At 64.3% G+C, this 16,579-nt stretch carries 14 protein-coding genes; 6 read left to right on the forward strand and 8 right to left on the reverse strand.

The window, feature by feature from the left end; translation table 11 throughout:
* Positions 1–3: 3 nt before the first annotated feature.
* Both BBX35_RS15825 and BBX35_RS15830 read right to left on the reverse strand, forming a co-directional pair.
* The gene (locus BBX35_RS15825; RefSeq protein WP_067222003.1) at positions 4–1,245 is read right to left on the reverse strand and encodes a glycosyltransferase family 4 protein; all 1,242 of its coding nucleotides are present in this window, start codon (positions 1,243–1,245) and stop codon (positions 4–6) included.
* Between the two features lie 63 nt (positions 1,246–1,308).
* Positions 1,309–2,529, reverse strand: coding sequence for a glycosyltransferase family protein (locus BBX35_RS15830; protein WP_067222005.1), 1,221 nt, complete (start codon positions 2,527–2,529; stop codon positions 1,309–1,311).
* Here BBX35_RS15830 and BBX35_RS15835 point away from each other — a divergent pair.
* The 5 genes from BBX35_RS15835 (at position 2,528) to BBX35_RS15855 (ending at position 9,009) form a co-directional block, all read left to right on the forward strand.
* Positions 2,528–5,323, forward strand: coding sequence for an ATP-binding cassette domain-containing protein (locus tag BBX35_RS15835; protein WP_208979860.1), 2,796 nt, complete (start codon positions 2,528–2,530; stop codon positions 5,321–5,323). The two genes, BBX35_RS15830 and BBX35_RS15835, sit on opposite strands and share 2 nt — an antisense overlap.
* 85 nt (positions 5,324–5,408) lie before the next feature.
* Positions 5,409–5,867 (forward strand): cyclic nucleotide-binding domain-containing protein, encoded by a 459-nt coding sequence (locus tag BBX35_RS15840; protein ID WP_067222008.1) that lies wholly within the window; start codon positions 5,409–5,411, stop codon positions 5,865–5,867.
* Between the two features lie 19 nt (positions 5,868–5,886).
* Positions 5,887–6,705 carry an MBL fold metallo-hydrolase gene (locus tag BBX35_RS15845; protein WP_067222010.1) on the forward strand — a complete coding sequence of 273 codons (819 nt, stop codon included), beginning with the start codon at positions 5,887–5,889 and terminating at the stop codon, positions 6,703–6,705.
* 101 nt (positions 6,706–6,806) lie between these two features.
* Entirely contained in the window at positions 6,807–8,129 is a 1,323-nt protein-coding gene (locus tag BBX35_RS15850; protein ID WP_067222012.1) for an adenylate/guanylate cyclase domain-containing protein, read from the forward strand.
* Positions 8,130–8,241: 112 nt separating this feature from the next.
* Entirely contained in the window at positions 8,242–9,009 is a 768-nt protein-coding gene (locus tag BBX35_RS15855) for an SDR family NAD(P)-dependent oxidoreductase (protein ID WP_067222013.1), read from the forward strand.
* Positions 9,010–9,128: 119 nt separating this feature from the next.
* Here BBX35_RS15855 and ilvD read toward each other — a convergent pair whose 3' ends face one another.
* The 6 genes from ilvD to BBX35_RS15885 all read right to left on the reverse strand — a co-directional run bounded on the left by ilvD (position 9,129) and on the right by BBX35_RS15885 (position 15,788).
* Positions 9,129–10,973, reverse strand: coding sequence for a dihydroxy-acid dehydratase (ilvD, locus tag BBX35_RS15860; RefSeq protein ID WP_067222014.1), 1,845 nt, complete (start codon positions 10,971–10,973; stop codon positions 9,129–9,131).
* Positions 10,974–11,142: 169 nt separating this feature from the next.
* Positions 11,143–11,853, reverse strand: coding sequence for an ABC transporter ATP-binding protein (locus BBX35_RS15865; protein WP_067222015.1), 711 nt, complete (start codon positions 11,851–11,853; stop codon positions 11,143–11,145).
* Positions 11,853–12,605, reverse strand: a complete 753-nt coding sequence (locus BBX35_RS15870; protein ID WP_067222016.1) for an ABC transporter ATP-binding protein — start codon at positions 12,603–12,605, stop codon at positions 11,853–11,855. Before BBX35_RS15870 ends, BBX35_RS15865 begins: the two co-directional genes overlap by 1 nt.
* Positions 12,598–13,599 (reverse strand): branched-chain amino acid ABC transporter permease, encoded by a 1,002-nt coding sequence (locus BBX35_RS15875; protein ID WP_067222018.1) that lies wholly within the window; start codon positions 13,597–13,599, stop codon positions 12,598–12,600. The genes BBX35_RS15870 and BBX35_RS15875 overlap by 8 nt, the downstream gene beginning before the upstream one ends.
* 4 nt (positions 13,600–13,603) lie before the next feature.
* Entirely contained in the window at positions 13,604–14,527 is a 924-nt protein-coding gene (locus BBX35_RS15880; protein WP_067222019.1) for a branched-chain amino acid ABC transporter permease, read from the reverse strand.
* Positions 14,528–14,621: 94 nt separating this feature from the next.
* Complete coding sequence (locus BBX35_RS15885; RefSeq protein ID WP_067222021.1) at positions 14,622–15,788, reverse strand: ABC transporter substrate-binding protein; 1,167 nt, start codon at positions 15,786–15,788, stop codon at positions 14,622–14,624.
* A gap of 424 nt (positions 15,789–16,212) precedes the next feature.
* Here BBX35_RS15885 and BBX35_RS15890 point away from each other — a divergent pair, with 424 nt between their 5' ends.
* Positions 16,213–16,575, forward strand: coding sequence for a hypothetical protein (locus BBX35_RS15890; RefSeq protein ID WP_141687876.1), 363 nt, complete (start codon positions 16,213–16,215; stop codon positions 16,573–16,575).
* Positions 16,576–16,579: the final 4 nt, after the last annotated feature.

The raw sequence follows: 16,579 nt of genomic DNA on the forward strand, positions 1-16,579 counted from the left end.
ATCTTATGAGGCTCTCGCCTGCTCCTCCAGAAGAGGGGCGAAGCGAGCAGCCAGCCGGTCGAGGCCGGGATCCGTCGAAAAGCGTCGGCGGACGTCATTTGAGGCCGCGCGGCCGAGCCGCTCGCGCATCGCCGGGTCGGCTATCAGCGAGGCCAATGCGTCGCGCAGTTGCTCGCGGTTCCCTGGGGGGACCAGCAGTCCGGTCTCTCCGCCGCGAATGAGCTCCGGAATTGCCGAAACGTCGGTGGCAAGGCAGCACAGGCCCATCGCCTGGGCCTCCATCAAGACGTTGGGGAGGCCGTCGCGGTCTCCGGACTTCGCCACCTTGGAGGCGAGGACGAAGAGGTCTGCGCGCTGCGTTGCCTCGATCACGTCCTCGCGCGGCCGCGCTCCGCGCCAGGTGACGCGGTCGGCGATGCCGAGCGAGCCGGCGAGGTCAGCCAGAAGGGCTGCCTGCTCGCCGCCGCCGATATGCTCGAAGTGCCAGTCCAGCCCTTCCGGCAAGGCTGCCAGAGCTGCCAGAAGGTCGTCGTAGCCCTTCTTTTCCACGGCCCGACCCACCGACAGGATGCGGACCGGGCCTGCCTGACCGCCGTCGCCTCTGCCGTAATTCTGGCGGCCGGGGAAGGGCGAGAAGTCGAGCCCGTGATAGACCAACTCCAGCTTGTCCGACTGGGCGCAGAGAGAGCGCAGGTGGTCGAGATTGACGCGGGTGCAAGTCACGCCCCAGGCGGCATCGTCGAGCTTCACCCGCAGGTCCCAGTCCTCGCTTGTCCAGATGTCTTTGGCATGGGCAGAGAACGACCAGCCGCGTCCGGACAGATGCGCCGCATACCGCGCCACCGAACAGGGCGTATGCAGGTAGTGGGTGTGGATCCAGGCAACGTCCTCGGGGAGCTCATGCGCGAAAACGCAGGCCTGCGCCCAGCGGCGCTGGCGATTGGCGGTCGGCTCTTTCGCGAAATCGGCCATGAACAGGGCATGTGCATCGCGATAGGTCGGCTGCCGTTCGGCCCAGCGTTTCGCCCGGGCGACGCGCGCGGGGTCGTCCTTCACATATTCGGGGAGGTACAGCACGTCGGCCGAGATCTGCCGGTGCACCTCATGGATGAAGGGGTCATAGGGCTGGCGCAGGGCGACGATCAGCTGCCCGATCCCGCGGCGCTCCAGACCGAGGATTTCCTGCGCGATGAAGGTTTCCGAAAGGCGCGGATACCCTTTTACGACGACGGCGATGCGGGACATGCGTTGCGAAAGTCCTGAGAGGATGAAGTTTGGTTCCGAACGGGGCGAATGAAACCGGATCGCTCAGGCGCGCGCGGATGCGAGTTCCCTGACAGCGCCGCTGCGCTGCGCAAGGATGCGCTCCACCCGGTCGCCGATGACATCGAGGCCGCCGAGCAGGTTGTCGATGCCGGCCGTGGACGGAGGCGCAAGCCACGGCAGCTCGGCCAAAGCGTCGATCATCTTGTCGACGTTCGGGTAATCGTCGATCGGCAGCACCTTCAAGAGCCCGATGGTTTCGGCCCGCGTGGCTCGAATCGACTGCTCGCGGCGAGGCACGACGCGCGGCACGAGGAGTGTCGGCTTGTCGAAGGACAGGATCTCGCAGAACGTGTTGTAGCCGCCCATTCCGACGATGGCCTTGGCACCCGCCATATAGGGCTCGATGGTCGGCAGGAACCTCAGGATGTGAACGTCGCGCAGCGATTCCGCCCGCGCCTGGAACTCCGCTGCCGCCTGGGCCGGCATGAACGGGCCGAGCACGATCAGGGCGGGGAAAAGCGGTTGCGCGCGGGATTCGTAGGCGCGCATCACCCAGTCGACCATCTCGACGCCATCGCCGCCGCCACCTGGCGTCACGAGGATGTACGGCTCGTCGTCGAAGGGCAGAGGCTCGGTAATCCGCGCATCGGCCGGCACGTCGCGGCGCAGATAGCCGGTGTTGACCGCCTTGGCGTGGACATTGGCAGAAAGGCCCATCCCCGCCAGCGGGTCGTGCAGGTCCGGAGGACCGTAGACCCAGATCTCGTCGTAGAGGCTCTCCAGCGCCGGATCGACGTTCTTGCGCGTCCATTCTTCGCGCAGCACGGCCGGATCGTCCATCACGTCGCGCAGACCCAGGATCAGTCGCGTGTTGCCGCGCTCCTTGAGCATTTCCAGCGTGCCGAGGATCTCGCCGCGCAGGCCGAGCGGCTCCTTGTCGACGATCAGGATATCCGGGTCGAAGACCTTGGCCGTATGCTCGATGATCGAGGTACGAATGGCCAGGATGTGTTCGATGTTGAGCGAGAGCGACAGCGGCGTGTACTCGCCGTTGCGCAGCTTGATCACGCCGGGAATGCGGACGAAGTCGACGCGTGACCGGAATTCGAAGCTGCCGATGATCGGCGAGCCCGACAAGATCAGCACGGACATATCGGAAAAGCGGCGGGTCAGGGCATGTGCGATCGTCCGGCACCGTCGCAGGTGACCGAGCCCGAAGGAATCATGGCTGTAGATCAGCACTTTCGGGGCGCTATTGGTCATGCCTACCTATTCGGTCAGCGCGTCGGTACTGCCGCACGACCACGCGTCCCCATTGTCAGTCTTTCTCTATCTTCCGATTGCCGCGGATGCAAGGGCGAGCGCTATTGTTACTTGTAGCGGTTTCGGCGCGCTGCGCTATGATGTGGGTGAGACCTGCCGGATGGCGAAACAGGCCCGCGACCCGATAACGCGACCGACGATGGAAAAAAGCCTTTTCAAGTTCATCTGGCGGTACAGCGCCCCCCAGCAGCTGACGATCCTGCTCATCACGGTGATCGCCTATCCGGTCACCTATGTGCTGCTGGAGCTGCCGAAGCTCATCGTCAACGACGCGATTCAGGGCGAGAACTTCCCCCGGGAGGTCTATGGCTTCGAATTCGACCAGGTGTCCTATCTGGTCGTGCTGTGCCTGGCTTTCCTCGGACTGGTCATTCTTTCCAACGGAATCAAGCTCGCCCTCAACGTCTACAAGGGGCGGCTCGGCGAGCGCATGTTGCGCCGCTTGCGATTCGAGCTCTTCCAGCGCGTCCTGCGCTTCCGCCTGCCGCATTTCAAGAAAGTCAGCTCGGGCGAGATCATCCCGATGATCACATCGGAGGTGGAAGACGTCGGCGGCTTCATAGGCGAGGCGGTGGCGCTTCCCGCCTATCAGGGCGGCATGCTGGCCGTGCAGATCGGCTTCATTTTCATGCAGGATCCCCTGCTCGGACTGGCGGCGATTTCGTCCTATCCGATGCAGGCCTACGTCATCCCCAAGCTGCAGAAGCGGGTCGTCCTGCTGTCGCGCCAGCGCGTGCGCAATGTGCGGGTGATCGCCGACAAGATCGGCGAGAGCATCGGCGGCGTCTCCGAAATCCATGCGAACGATGCGTCAGCCTGGCATTCGGCGGATATCTCCGAGCGCCTCTATACGAACTACCAGATCCGCTTCAAGATCTTCAACTGGAAGTATTTCATCAAGTTTTTGAATAACTTCATGAACCAGTTGACGCCGTTCCTGTTCTATCTGATCGGCGGCTGGCTGGTGATCGAAGGCGATCTGTCCATCGGTGCGCTGCTTGCCGTGATTGCCGCCTACAAGGACCTTGCGGGCCCCTGGAAGGAACTGCTGGCCTATTACCAGATGGTGGCGGACGTCGAGGTGAAGTACCAGACGGTGGTCGAGAACTTCGACCCCGCCGACATCTACCCTGTCACGCGCCTGACGGACGAAAATGCGGATACGCAGCTGTCCGGCGACCTGGTCATGCGCGGCGTCAGTTTCTCGGGCGGTGCCGCCGGGCAGGAAGTGTTCGACGTTTCCTTGACGGTGAAGGCGGGCTCGCACGCAGCCGTTGCCGGGCCGGACGGGTCCGGTCGATCCGAGGTGTTGCAGCTCGCGGCGGGTCTGTTGGGAGCGACAAGCGGGCGCGTCGAGATCGGCGGGCACAATCTCGACAATCTGGGAGAGGCGGTGCTCGGCCGTCAGATCGCCTATGTCGGCCCCTCGGTACACGTATGGACCGGCACCGTCCGCGACAACATCCTCTACGGCTTGCGTCACAGGCCGCTGCGCCCGCCGGAGCGGGAAGGGGACGACAAGGTCAGGCATGCGCGCCGATTGGCCGAAGCGCGCGCGACGGAGAATCCCGACTACGACATTCAGGCGGAATGGGAGGACTACGAGGCCGCCGGTGTCGATACGATCGATGCACTGGATGCGCGCGCTCTCGCACTGATCGAGATGACCGGCCTCGCCGCCGACGTGTTCCGAATGGGTCTGCAGTCGCCCATCGACCCGGCGCGCTATCCGGAATTCGCGGACCGGGTGCTGGCTGTGCGCAGGGCGCTTGCCGACCGGGTTGCCGGTGATGGCCGCCTGGCGGCGATGGTTGAGCTGTGGAATGTCGAGCGTTTCAACAATTCTGCCAGCCTTGCCGAGAACCTGTTGTTCGCGATGCCGGTGGATCCGACTCTGGGTATCTATACGCTGGCATCCGATCCAGACGTTGCAGCCGCCCTGGACGAGACGGGCTTGCGGGATCGGCTTGTCGAGATCGGTCTGAAGATTGCCGGCACGATGGTCGAATTGTTCGCGAACGTCAGCGACGATTCTGGCCTTCTCGGCGATTATTCCTTCATCACCCTGGATGAACTGCCCGAGTTCGACCGGATCGTCAGGACCGCTCGTCTGGAATCCTCCAAGGGTCAGTTGCGCGACGCCGACAAGGAACGGCTGATCGGCCTGGCCTTCAAGCTGATTCCGGCCCGCCACCGTCTCGGCATTCTCGACGACGCGATGCGCGAGGAGATCGTCGCCGCACGTGCCGCCTTCCACAGAAGGCTGAACGGCGATCAGAGCCGTTTCGTCCTGTTCGACCGCGACAGCTTCATCGCGCCCATGTCGATCGAGGACAACCTGCTGTTCGGTCGGCCGCGTGTCGACCGGCGCGACGCGCGTGAGAAGATCGACGGACTGATCCGCGCCATCGTCGACGAAATGGAGCTGCGCCGTCCGATCGTGCGCGCTGGGCTCGACTTCCATGTGGGTGTCGCTGGATCGCGTCTGTCCACCGGCCAGAGGCGGCGCGTTGCACTGGTGCGGGCGCTGATGAAGAACGCTCCCATCACCATCCTGGACGACACGGCCAGCAGCGGCAGCGACGACGACAAGGCCTTGCGCGCGTCGATCCGGAAGGCGCTTGAAGGCCGCATGTTGCTGTTCGGCGCGCCCAATTTGATCGTGGCGGGTGAATTCGACCATAGTATCGTGATGAACCAGGGACGATTGGCGGACGAGGAAGGTGCTTCATGAGGCACCCGCTCGTCCCGACCATCGTCCCTCATCTGACTGCGGAGTCGTTCGGCATTGGTCCGGCCGCGCTCCCGAAGGAGGACACGTGACCCTTGACGCGGAAGTCGATGCATTGCGGCGAGTGCCGCTGTTCCGAGGCATCGACGCCACCAAGCTTCGGCTCCTGGCCTTCATCTCCGACCGGACGCGTTTCACGCCGGGCGAGCATCTTTGCGATCAGGGCGACGAAGGCGACTCCGCATTCATCATCCTCGCCGGCGAAGCCGAGGTCCGCGTGAGCACGCCTGATGGCGAGCGTGCGGTGGCACGTCTGGGCGAGAATTCGATAGTTGGCGAGATCGCGATCCTGTGCGACGTTCCCCGGACAGCCACTGTCGTCGCCACTAGGGAGATGGATGTCCTGACTGTCTCGAAAGACGATTTCCTCCGCCTCCTCAAGGAGTTCCCGGATATGTCGCTTGAGGTGATGCGCACGCTCGCCAAACGTCTGGATCGCACCACGCAGGATCTCGTCGCACTCCAGTCCTCGGGCGGTCGGGCGTGAAGACGGGGATGGCCTTTCTGTGACCCTTTCGCTGAAGCTTTGGGGCGTGCGCGGATCGACGCCGACGCCCGGTCCTTCGACGCTACGCTACGGCGGAGAGACGACGTGTTTCGAGATCCACGCCGGCGATGACATCTTCATGATCGATTGCGGGTCCGGTGCGCGCAGCCTCGGCATGGAGCTGCATGCCCGCCCGCCTGCCGAATACGATCTCTTCTTCACCCACACTCATCTCGATCATATTTGCGGTCTGCCGTTCTTCACCCCGGCCTATGACGACCGCTTTTCCATCAATGCCTGGGCCGGGCATTTCGCCGACAGTTCCGGCTTGATGGACATCATCTGCCGGATCATGTCGCCGCCGATCTTTCCCGTCGCGGCAAATACGTTGCGCGCGGTGACCTTCCGCAACTTCCGCGCCGGCGGAGAGGTCGAGCGAAAGGGCGCTGCGCGCCTGACGACGATTGCGCTCAACCATCCGGGCGGTGCGACAGGCTACCGGATCACGCATGAGGGCAAGTCGATCTGCGTGATCACCGATCACGAACATGGCGATGCCGAGGTGGATCGGGCCGTCCGACGCTTTGTGGAAGGCGCGGACGTGATGATTTACGACGCCATGTACACGGACGATGAATACGCCCGCTTCGCCGGCTGGGGACACTCGACCTGGCAGAAGGGGGTCGAACTGGGGTTGGAAGCCGGTATCTCGCAGGTCGTGTTGCATCATCACGACCCCAAGCGTTCGGACGACGCGCTCGATGCCATCGGCGAAGAGGCTGCACGCCGGCATCCCGGTGCCGTTATCGGACGCGAAGGGATGGTCGTCGTACCGTGAGGTCCTGCCGCTGCATTCGTTGAACCGCAACACACGGCACCTGCCGTCCGTGGCAACGGATATCAGGAGCTGGCTGTCAGGGTTGTCATGGAAGGCGGACGATGGCACGAACCGACAGCCGTATCGACCAGGTCCCCGCCCGGGTCAAAGCCGAGATCGCTCAGCGCGAAAGTGAAGCTGAACGGCTGATCGGCTGGATCCAGCTTGCCATGGTGCTGTTCTTCGCGGCGCTCTATTCGCTCGCACCTCGGGCCGAGGGCGGCGGCGGGTTCAACTTCGTGCCTCTCGCTCTCGGTGCCTATTTCCTCTTCACGGTCCTGCGCGTCGCCCTGTCCTACCGGATGGTCTTGCCGTTCTGGTATCTGGTGATCTCGATCATCGTCGACGTGGCCTTGTTATGCGGGCTGATCTTCTCCTTCCACATCCAGTACGACCAGCCGGCGACCTTCTACCTGAAGGCGCCGACGCTGATGTACCTGTTTCTCTTCATCTCGCTTCGAGCGCTGCGCTTCGAGCCGCGTTTCGTGCTGATCACCGGTCTTGTCGGCGTGCTTGGCTGGGGCGCACTCGTCGCCTATGCCATCGTCCAGGGCATGGGCACCATGTCCATCACCCGCAATTACGTCGAGTACCTGACCTCCAACGCGATCCTGGTCGGCGCGGAGCTCGACAAGATCATCGTGGTTCTCGGAGTTACCTTGTGTCTCTCCGTGGCGCTCTATCGTGGCCGCCGAATGTTCTTCGAAGCGGTTCGCGATCATGCGGCGGCCGAAGACTTGAGGCGGTTCTTTGCGCCTGACGTGGCCCGTTCGATCACCGCCGCCGATGAGGAGCTGACCGCCGGGCAGGGGAGCCTGCGGGATGTCGCCGTCATGATGATCGACATCCGTGGTTTCACCCGAATTGCGGCGGGTCTGCCGCCCGAGACCGTCATGATGGTCCTGTCCCGATACCAGGACGCGGTGCTTGAGGTCATTGCGCGCCATGGCGGGGAGGTCGACAAGTTTCTCGGCGATGGGATCCTTGCAACCTTCGGCGCCGCCAGGCCGCGCGCGACGGCTGCCGCGGATGCGGTGAAGGCGGGGCTCGAACTGCCGCAGGTCTTTGCAGGTCTTGGGCCTGAACTGGCGGATCTCGGCTGGCCGGAAAGGTTGCGGGCAGGAGCGGCCATCGCCTCCGGCCCCGTCACGGTCGGGGTTGTCGGTGCGGCTGGCCGGCTGGAGTTCACCGTCATCGGAGACGCGGTAAATCGGGCGGCAAAGCTGGAGGATGCCAACAAGGGGCAGGGCTCGATCGTGCTTACCGACCGGGCGACGTTTGAGACTGCACTCGCACAAGGCGTATCCGGTGTTCAGCCGGAAATTCGACCAGGTCAGGTCGTTTCCGGACTGTCCGAACCGCTCGATCTTGTTGTTCTCGCATGACGTTAGGTCATGGGTGGCAGGTGCTTGACCGGCCGGTCGCTTCCTGCCACCTCTTGCTCACCCATCCGGTCCAAAATGGTGCGCAGCACCTCGATACAATCAGGGAGTGAACATGAAGCTTGGGGAAGGAATTGCCGCAGTCGTGACGGGCGGCGCGTCGGGCCTTGGTGCTGCTACGGCTCGCCGTCTTGCCGCCGCGGGCGTCAAGGTCACGCTGTTCGACATGAATGTGGAACAGGGCGAAGCTATCGCCAAGGAGATCGGCGGCGCCTTCGTCGCGGTCGACGTGACCTGCAATGACAGCGTGAAGGCCGGCTTTGCCGCCGCTCGCGAGCACTTCGGCGTCGAGCGCATTCTCGTCAACTGTGCGGGCATTGCGCCGGTCGCCAAGACCACCTCGCGCGGCGAGCCGCACCCGCTGGACATGTTCGAGAAGGTCATTGCGGTCAACCTGGTCGGCACCTTCCGCTGCATCGCGCATTCGTCGACGGCGATGGTCGAGCTGGATCCGGTCACGGCCGACGGAGAGCGCGGCGTGATTGTCTCGACCGCCTCCGTGGCAGCCTTCGACGGCCAGATCGGGCAGGTCGCCTATGCTGCCTCCAAGGGCGGCGTTGCTGCCTCGACGCTGCCGATCGCGCGTGACCTGTCGAAGTCCGGCATTCGCGTCATGACCATTGCACCGGGCATCTTCGAGACGCCGATGCTGCTCGGCCTGTCGCAGGAAGTGCAGGACTCGCTTGGCCAGCAGGTGCCGTTCCCCTCTCGCCTCGGCCGTCCGTCTGAATATGCGGAGCTCGTCGCGGCGATCTGCGAGAACCCGATGCTCAACGGCGAGACGATCCGCCTCGATGGCGCGATCCGCATGGCACCGCGCTGATGCGCAGGTGCTTGCAGAGGCTAGCACCGCGCTGATGCGCAGGTGCCTCAGATGGTTGGCACAAAATGAAACCGGCCGCCCAATGGGCGGCCGGTTTTTCGTATTCAGCGGCTGGTGGCTCAGTCGACGCGGCGCACGGCACCTTCTGCGGCCGAGGTCGCGAGCAGCGCATAGGCCTTGAGAGCCGTGGAGATCTTGCGGGTGCGCTTCTCGCCCGGCTTCCAGGCGTCTGCGCCCTTGGCTTCCATCTCCGCGCGGCGACGCGCCATTTCCTCGTCAGAGACGACGAGATGGATCGTGCGGTTCGGGATGTCGATCTCGAGCGTGTCGCCCTCCATCGCCAGACCGATCTCGCCGCCTTCCGCCGCTTCCGGCGAGACGTGGCCGATGGACAGGCCCGAGGTGCCGCCGGAGAAGCGCCCGTCGGTGACGAGGGCGCACTTCTTGCCGAGGCCCTTCGACTTCAGGTAGCTCGTCGGGTAGAGCATTTCCTGCATGCCGGGGCCACCGCGCGGGCCTTCGTAGCGGATCAGCACCACGTCGCCGGCCTCGATCTTGCCGGTCAGGATCGCGCTGACGGCGCTGTCCTGGCTTTCGAAGATGCGGACGCGGCCGGTGAACTTGAGGATCGACTCGTCGACGCCGGCCGTCTTCACGATGCAGCCATCGCGTGCGATGTTGCCGTAGAGGACCGCAAGGCCGCCGTCCTGGGAGTAGGCATGCTCCTTCGCGCGGATCACGCCCTTCTCACGGTCGGTGTCGACGCTGTCATAGCGGCAATCCTGCGAGAAGGCGGTCTGGCTGGGGATGCCCGCCGGTCCGGCGCGGAAGAAGTCGTGAACGCTCTGGCTGGTGGTACGCTTGACGTCCCACCGGTTCAGAGCGTCGGCAACGCTCGGCGAATGGACCATCGGCAGGGACGTGTCCAGCAAGCCGGCACGGTCGAGCTCGCCGAGAATACCCATGATGCCACCGGCCCGGTGCACGTCTTCCATGTGAACGTGCGAGACCGACGGAGCGACCTTGCACAGCACCGGGACCTTGCGCGAAAGCTTGTCGATGTCGGCCATGGTGAAGTCGATCTCACCTTCGCGGGCGGCCGCCAGAAGGTGCAGGACCGTGTTCGTGGAACCGCCCATGGCGATGTCCAGCGACATGGCGTTGTGGAACGCCTGACGGTTGGCGATGGCGCGCGGCAGCACGCTCTCGTCGTTCTGCTCGTAGTAGCGGCGGGTGACGTCGACAATCAGGTGGCCGGCCTCCACGAACAGGCGCTTGCGGTCCGCATGGGTGGCAAGCGTCGAGCCGTTGCCCGGCAGCGACAGTCCGAGGGCCTCGGTTAGGCAGTTCATCGAGTTGGCGGTGAACATGCCGGAGCAGGAGCCGCAAGTCGGGCAGGCGGACCGCTCGATGGCCTGAACGTCCTCGTCCGACATGCTGTCGTCGGCTGCGGCGACCATCGCATCGACCAGGTCGAGATGGCGCTCCTTGCCGTCGGCCAGCTTGACCTTGCCGGCTTCCATCGGGCCGCCCGAGACAAACACGGCCGGGATGTTGAGGCGCATTGCGGCCATCAGCATGCCGGGCGTGATCTTGTCGCAGTTGGAGATGCAGACCATGGCGTCGGCGCAGTGGGCGTTGACCATGTACTCGACGCTGTCGGCGATGATCTCGCGCGAGGGCAGCGAATAGAGCATGCCGTCATGGCCCATCGCGATGCCGTCGTCGACGGCGATCGTGTTGAACTCCTTGGCGACGCCGCCGGCCGCCTCGATCTCGCGAGCGACCAGCTGGCCGAGATCCTTGAGGTGCACGTGACCCGGCACGAACTGGGTGAAGGAGTTGACCACGGCGATGATCGGCTTGCCGAAATCTCCGTCCTTCATGCCTGTTGCACGCCACAGGCCGCGTGCGCCCGCCATGTTGCGTCCGTGGGTGGTGGTTCTGGACCGGTAAGTCGGCATGCTCGCCTCGATCAGTTCGTATGACTATTAGTTCGGAAGGATGGGGTACGGGATCGGAACCGCCGACGCAAGGAAATTGCGGGACGGGCTCGCGATACGGCCATGCATTGCGCGCAAGGGCGCCTTGTCGGGCGCTTTCAGTTCCCGTACTGGCTGAAATCAGCGAATGTTACACGCTGAGATAGCGTTCACGGATTGTCGGGTCAGCCTTCAAATCTGCACTGGATCCGCTCCACGCGACTTGACCCTTTTCGACCACCACATGCCGGTCGGCCAGAACCTCCAGCGCTTCGACATTCTTGTCGACCACCAGAATCGACTGGCCGTCTCCCTTGAGACGCTCAAGGCAGGCCCAGATCTCCGCACGGATCAGCGGAGCCAGACCCTCTGTCGCCTCGTCGAGAATGAGGAGCTTCGGGTTGGTCATCAGCGCCCGGCCGATGGCGAGCATCTGCTGCTCGCCGCCTGAGAGCTGGTTGCCCATGTTCGAGCGGCGTTCCTTGAGCCGCGGAAAGAACTCGTAGACCCGCGACAGGGACCAGCCGGGCGTGGCGCCGAAGCGGTTTGCGGAGGTGGCAACGAGGTTTTCTTCAACCGACAGGGTCGGAAATACCTGACGACCTTCCGGCACCAGGCCGATTCCGCACTGGGCAATCCGGTACGACGGGGCACCCGTCACATCCGCGCCCTCGAAGCGGATCCGGCCGCTGCTGGCGGACATCATGCCCATCAGCGTGCGGATGGTCGTGGTCTTGCCCATGCCGTTGCGGCCCATCAAGGTGACCACTTCCCCGGTGCCGACGGCAAAGCTCATGCCGAACAGCACCTTCGCTGCGCCATAGGAGGCTTCGATGCCCTCCAGTTCGAGCAGATGGCTCATCAGGCGGCCTCCTCGCCGAGATAGGCTTCCCGCACCTTGGTGCTGGCGCGGATCTGGTTCGGGGTGCCGGTCTCGATGATCTGTCCGTAGACGAGGACGGAGATGCGATCGGCAAGCGCGAACACCGCGCTCATGTCGTGCTCGACAAGGAGCATGGCGTAACGGCCCTTCAACTGGCCGAGGACTTCGACGAGCCGGTCGGTCTCTTCGCGCCCCGTGCCGGCCATCGGCTCGTCGAGCAGCAGCAGCTTGGGCTCGCAGGCCATGGCGATGGCGAGCTCCAGCGCGCGCTTTTCACCATGTGACAGGATGCCGGCCGGCAAGTCGGCACGATGCGAAAGGCCGAGTTCTGCGAGGCAGCCGAGTGCGCGGTCGTTGAGGTCGCGGTCACGCGAGACATTGCGCAGAAAACGGAACGAGTGGCCCTGTTTCGCCTGCAGTGCCAGCGCGACGTTCTCGCGGGCCGTGAAGGCCGGCAGGATCTCCGTGATCTGGAACGAGCGCGCAAGACCGGCACGCGCCCTTGCATGCATCGGCAGATGGGTCACGTCCTCGCCGGCGAAGCGGATGCTTCCGCCGTCCGGGCGCAGCGAGCCGGAAATCTGACCGATCAGGGTGGTCTTGCCGGCGCCGTTCGGGCCGATGATCGCGTGGATCTCGCCGGGCAGCACGTCGAGAGACACGTGGTCGGTGACCTTGAGCGCGCCATAGGCCTTGGTGAGGTCCCGAAGCTGCAGGATCGGATCAGCCATTCTTGCGTCCTCCGCCGAGCATTGCGGTCAGGCCGCCCTTGCCGAACAGCACGACCAGCACGAGAAGCGGGCCGAAGATCAGCCGCCAGTGTTCGGTGAAAAGTGCCAGCACCTCTTCCAGGATGAGGAAGCTTGCGGCCCCGACAATGGAGCCTGCGAGCGAGCCGAGACCGCCCAGAACCACCATGACGATGAGTTCGCCCGACCGGTGCCAGGACATGTAGGCCGGCGACACGAAGTTTGTGGCATTGGCCAAGAGCGCACCGGCAACACCGGCCATCATCCCGGCGATCACATAGGCGACCAGCCGGTACCAGTAGGGATCGATGCCGACAGCCCGCAGCCGCATCTCGCTCTGCTTGGCGCCCTGCAGAACCCGGCCGAAACGGGAAGCGACGATGACCCGGGCGATGACATAGCTCAGCATCAGCATGCCAAGGACGACATAGTAGAACGTTGTCCGGTCGCCGAGGACGGAAGCGCCGAAGATCTCGGTGCGGCCCCAGATGGTCAGCCCGTCGTCTCCGCCGTAGGCGGAGAGAGACGTGGCCGTGTAATAAGCCATCTGACCGAAGGCGAGGGTGATCATGATGAAGTAGACGCCGCGCGTCTTCAGGCTGATGGCGCCGGTAATCGCGGCGAACAGGCCACAGACGAGCAGGGTGACGGGAAGCGAGATGGTCACGTCCCAATAGCCGTGCTCGGCCAGGATGCCCACGCTATAGGCGCCGAGGCCCAGATAGGCCGCATGGCCGAAGCTGACGAGAGCGCCGAAGCCGAGGATCAGCGACAGGCTGACGGCGGCGATGGCAAAGATCATCACGCGGATTGCGAAGAAGACGAAGAACGTATCTTCCATCACCATGGCCGCCGGGGGCAGCAGGGCAAACAGGAGAAACGCGACAGCTGCGATCACCGTTTCGCGAGACCGCCGCGGGGCCGCGGGAACTGCGCTCGTTGCGGGCTCTGTCGTGGAGAGGGGACTTGCGGTCATCGGCTCAGCCTCCACGTGCCGGGAAGAGGCCGGTCGGCCGGAAGAACAGGACCGCAGCCATCAGGAGATAGATCAGCATCGAGGCGATCGCCGGGCCGACGCTGTTGGCGGCAGACGGCGACATCAACAGTTTGGCGATATCGGTCGCAAAGCCCCGGCCGAGCGTGTCGACGAGCCCAACGATTAGCGCGGCGATGAAGGCGCCGCGGATCGAGCCGATGCCGCCGATTACGATGACGACGAAGGCCAGGATCAGGAGGTTGTCGCCCATGCCTGGCTCGACGACAAGGATGGGCGCGGCGAGAATGCCGGCAAAGCCCGCGAGCATCGTACCGAAGCCGAAGACCAGCATGAAGAGGCGGCGGATATCGACGCCGAGTGCGGAGACCATCGGCGCGTTCGTGGCACCGGCGCGCACCAGCATGCCGGCGCGGGTGCGGGTGACGAGGATGTAGAGAACGGCTGCGACGATCAGGCCGGCTACGATCAGCGCGATGCGGTAGACCGGATAGAGCAGGCCGTCCATCAACTCGAAGGAACCGCTCAGCAGGTCCGGCATTGGCAGGGTCAGCGGGGTCGAACCCCAGACTGTGCGGACCGCCTCGTTGAGAAACAGGATGATGCCGAAGGTCGCGAGCACCTGATCCAGATGGTCCCGGTCGTAAAGATGCCGGAAGACCAGCAGCTCAAGCACCAGGCCGATCACCAGCGCGCCGAGCATGCCGAACAGCAGTGCACCCCAGAAGGTGCCGGTGAGGCTGTATCCGGTGACGGCGAGATAGGCGCCGAGCATGTACTGGACGCCGTGCGCCAGATTGATGAAGTCCATGACGCCGAAGACCAGCGTCAGACCTGCAGCGATCAGGAACAGCAGGATGCCGAGTTGCAGGCCGTTCAGCGTCTGGACGGCAAGAAGGGTGGCGCTCAACGGACCGGCCTCGTCGGTTGCGCAAGAATTGCGGTGGGATGGGGTCGGGCGAAAAACCCGCCGGGGCGTGCACATGCCCCGGCGGGGAACTGCATCAGTTCATTCCGCACTCGCCGACATAGGCGTCGATCTTGTCGTCGAACACCTTCTCGACGGTCTCGGTGGCGTACTTGCCGTCTTCGCGCTTCACGGCCTTCACCACGTACACGTCCTGGATCGGGAAGTGGTTGGTGTTGAAGCTGAAGTCGCCGCGAACGCTCTCGAACGGAGCTTCCTTCATGGCTGCCATGAGCTTGGCCTTGTCGGCCTTGCCACCGGCCTTCTTCACGGCGCCGTCGATCAGGCGCGCCGCGTCATAGCCCTGCGAGGCGTAGATGGACGGAACGTAGCCATATTCCTCTTCGAAGGCCGCGACGAAGGCCTTGTTGGCCTCGTTGTCGAGGTTCGGAGCCCACTGCGCGCCCGAGAGCAGGCCGAGGGCGGTATCCTGGGTCGCCGGCAGCGTCGTCTCGTCGACGGTGAAGGCCGACAGGAACGGCACCTGACCGGACAGGCCGGCCTGGGCATACTGCTTGACGAGGTTGACGCCCATGCCGCCCGGCATGAAGACGAAAACTGCGTCCGGCTTGGCCGCGGCGATCTTGGTCAGCTCCGAGGAGAAGTCGAGCTGGCCGAGCTGCGTGTACATCTCGTCGACGATTTCGCCCTTGAAGTAGCGCTTGAAGCCGGCGAGCGAGTCCTTACCGGCCTGGTAGTTCGGCGCCATGATGACCATGCGCTTGTAGCCGGCATCCTCGGCATACTGGCCCATCGCCTCATGGTTCTGGTCGTTCTGGTAGGACGTCGTGAAGAAATACGGCGAGCAGGCCTTGCCGGCGATCGGCGAGGGACCGGCATTGCCGCCGACGAAGATCGTCTCGGCATCGATGATCGGCTTGTAGACGGCCATCATCACGTTGGAGAAGACGATGCCGGCCAGCATGTCGACCTGGTCGCGCTCGATCAGGCCGCGCACCTTGGTCAGGGCCGCATCCGGCTTCAACTCGTCGTCGACCACCAGAACCTCGGTGTCGAGACCGCCAAGCTTGCCGCCTGCCTGCTTCACGCCGAGCAGGAAGCCATCGCGCATGTGCTCGCCAAGTGCGGCCGGCGGGCCCGACAGGGTGGCGAGGAATCCGATCTTCAGGCTTTCGGCCTGAGCGGCCATGCCGGTCAGGCCAAGCGCCGCTGCGGCAACCGCCGCCGTGAACATACGCTTCATTGTAGTCTCCCCTCAGGACCGCCCGCACCGAGACCCCTTTTGGCCCGTGCGTGCATCTGGATGGCATATGATGGTTATCGCGGCTGTTTCGCCGCGCCCGCTCTCTCGGCGGCCAGGAAATAGTTTAAGCCTAAAATATTTCCTCTGTGAAGCCCCGTCATGCACGGACGCGCAAGTTAAGCATGCGGAAAGCGGAAACCGAATAGGCTCAAAGGGTTTTCCGGCAGGCATTCTACCGGAGCATCGAGCACGAACGATCCGAGGAGCGGCGATGGCGGTGGCCTGGTGGTGGAAGGGGACTGCAAGCACGCGAGCTGCCGCATTCGCCAGCGGGTTTGCATGTCTGCTGGCGATCTCTTCGGCTGCATGTGCTGATTCTGGTCCAGAGCCGGTCGACGCGGCCATGTCGCAGGCCTGCGCCGACATGGCTGCCGACTTCGCCGATCAGGACACGCCGCGAGGCCCGGCCGCGGGCGATGTTGCGGCTGCCGGGATTGACGGGGCAATCGTTGGCGGGCTGGCCGGGCGTGACCGGTTCGGGACGGGCTGGAGCCCGGGAGGGGCGGCGCGCGGCGCGCGCACCGCCGGCGGGATTGCAGCGCTGCAAGGGCTCGGCCGGGTCGATGGCGAGGCCTGGCAGGCTGCCTTCGACAAGGCTTATGCGGCTTGCATGGCCGGCGAACCTCGTCCATTGACCCGTCGGGAACGCTGTCGGTCGACAGGTATCGTTGTTGGAGGCGGACAGCAGCGCGGCGTCGGCGTTTCTTCACGCCGGGATTGCGACTGACGAC

The sequence above is a fragment of the Stappia indica genome, from assembly GCF_001696535.1.
Lineage (GTDB): Bacteria > Pseudomonadota > Alphaproteobacteria > Rhizobiales > Stappiaceae > Stappia > Stappia indica.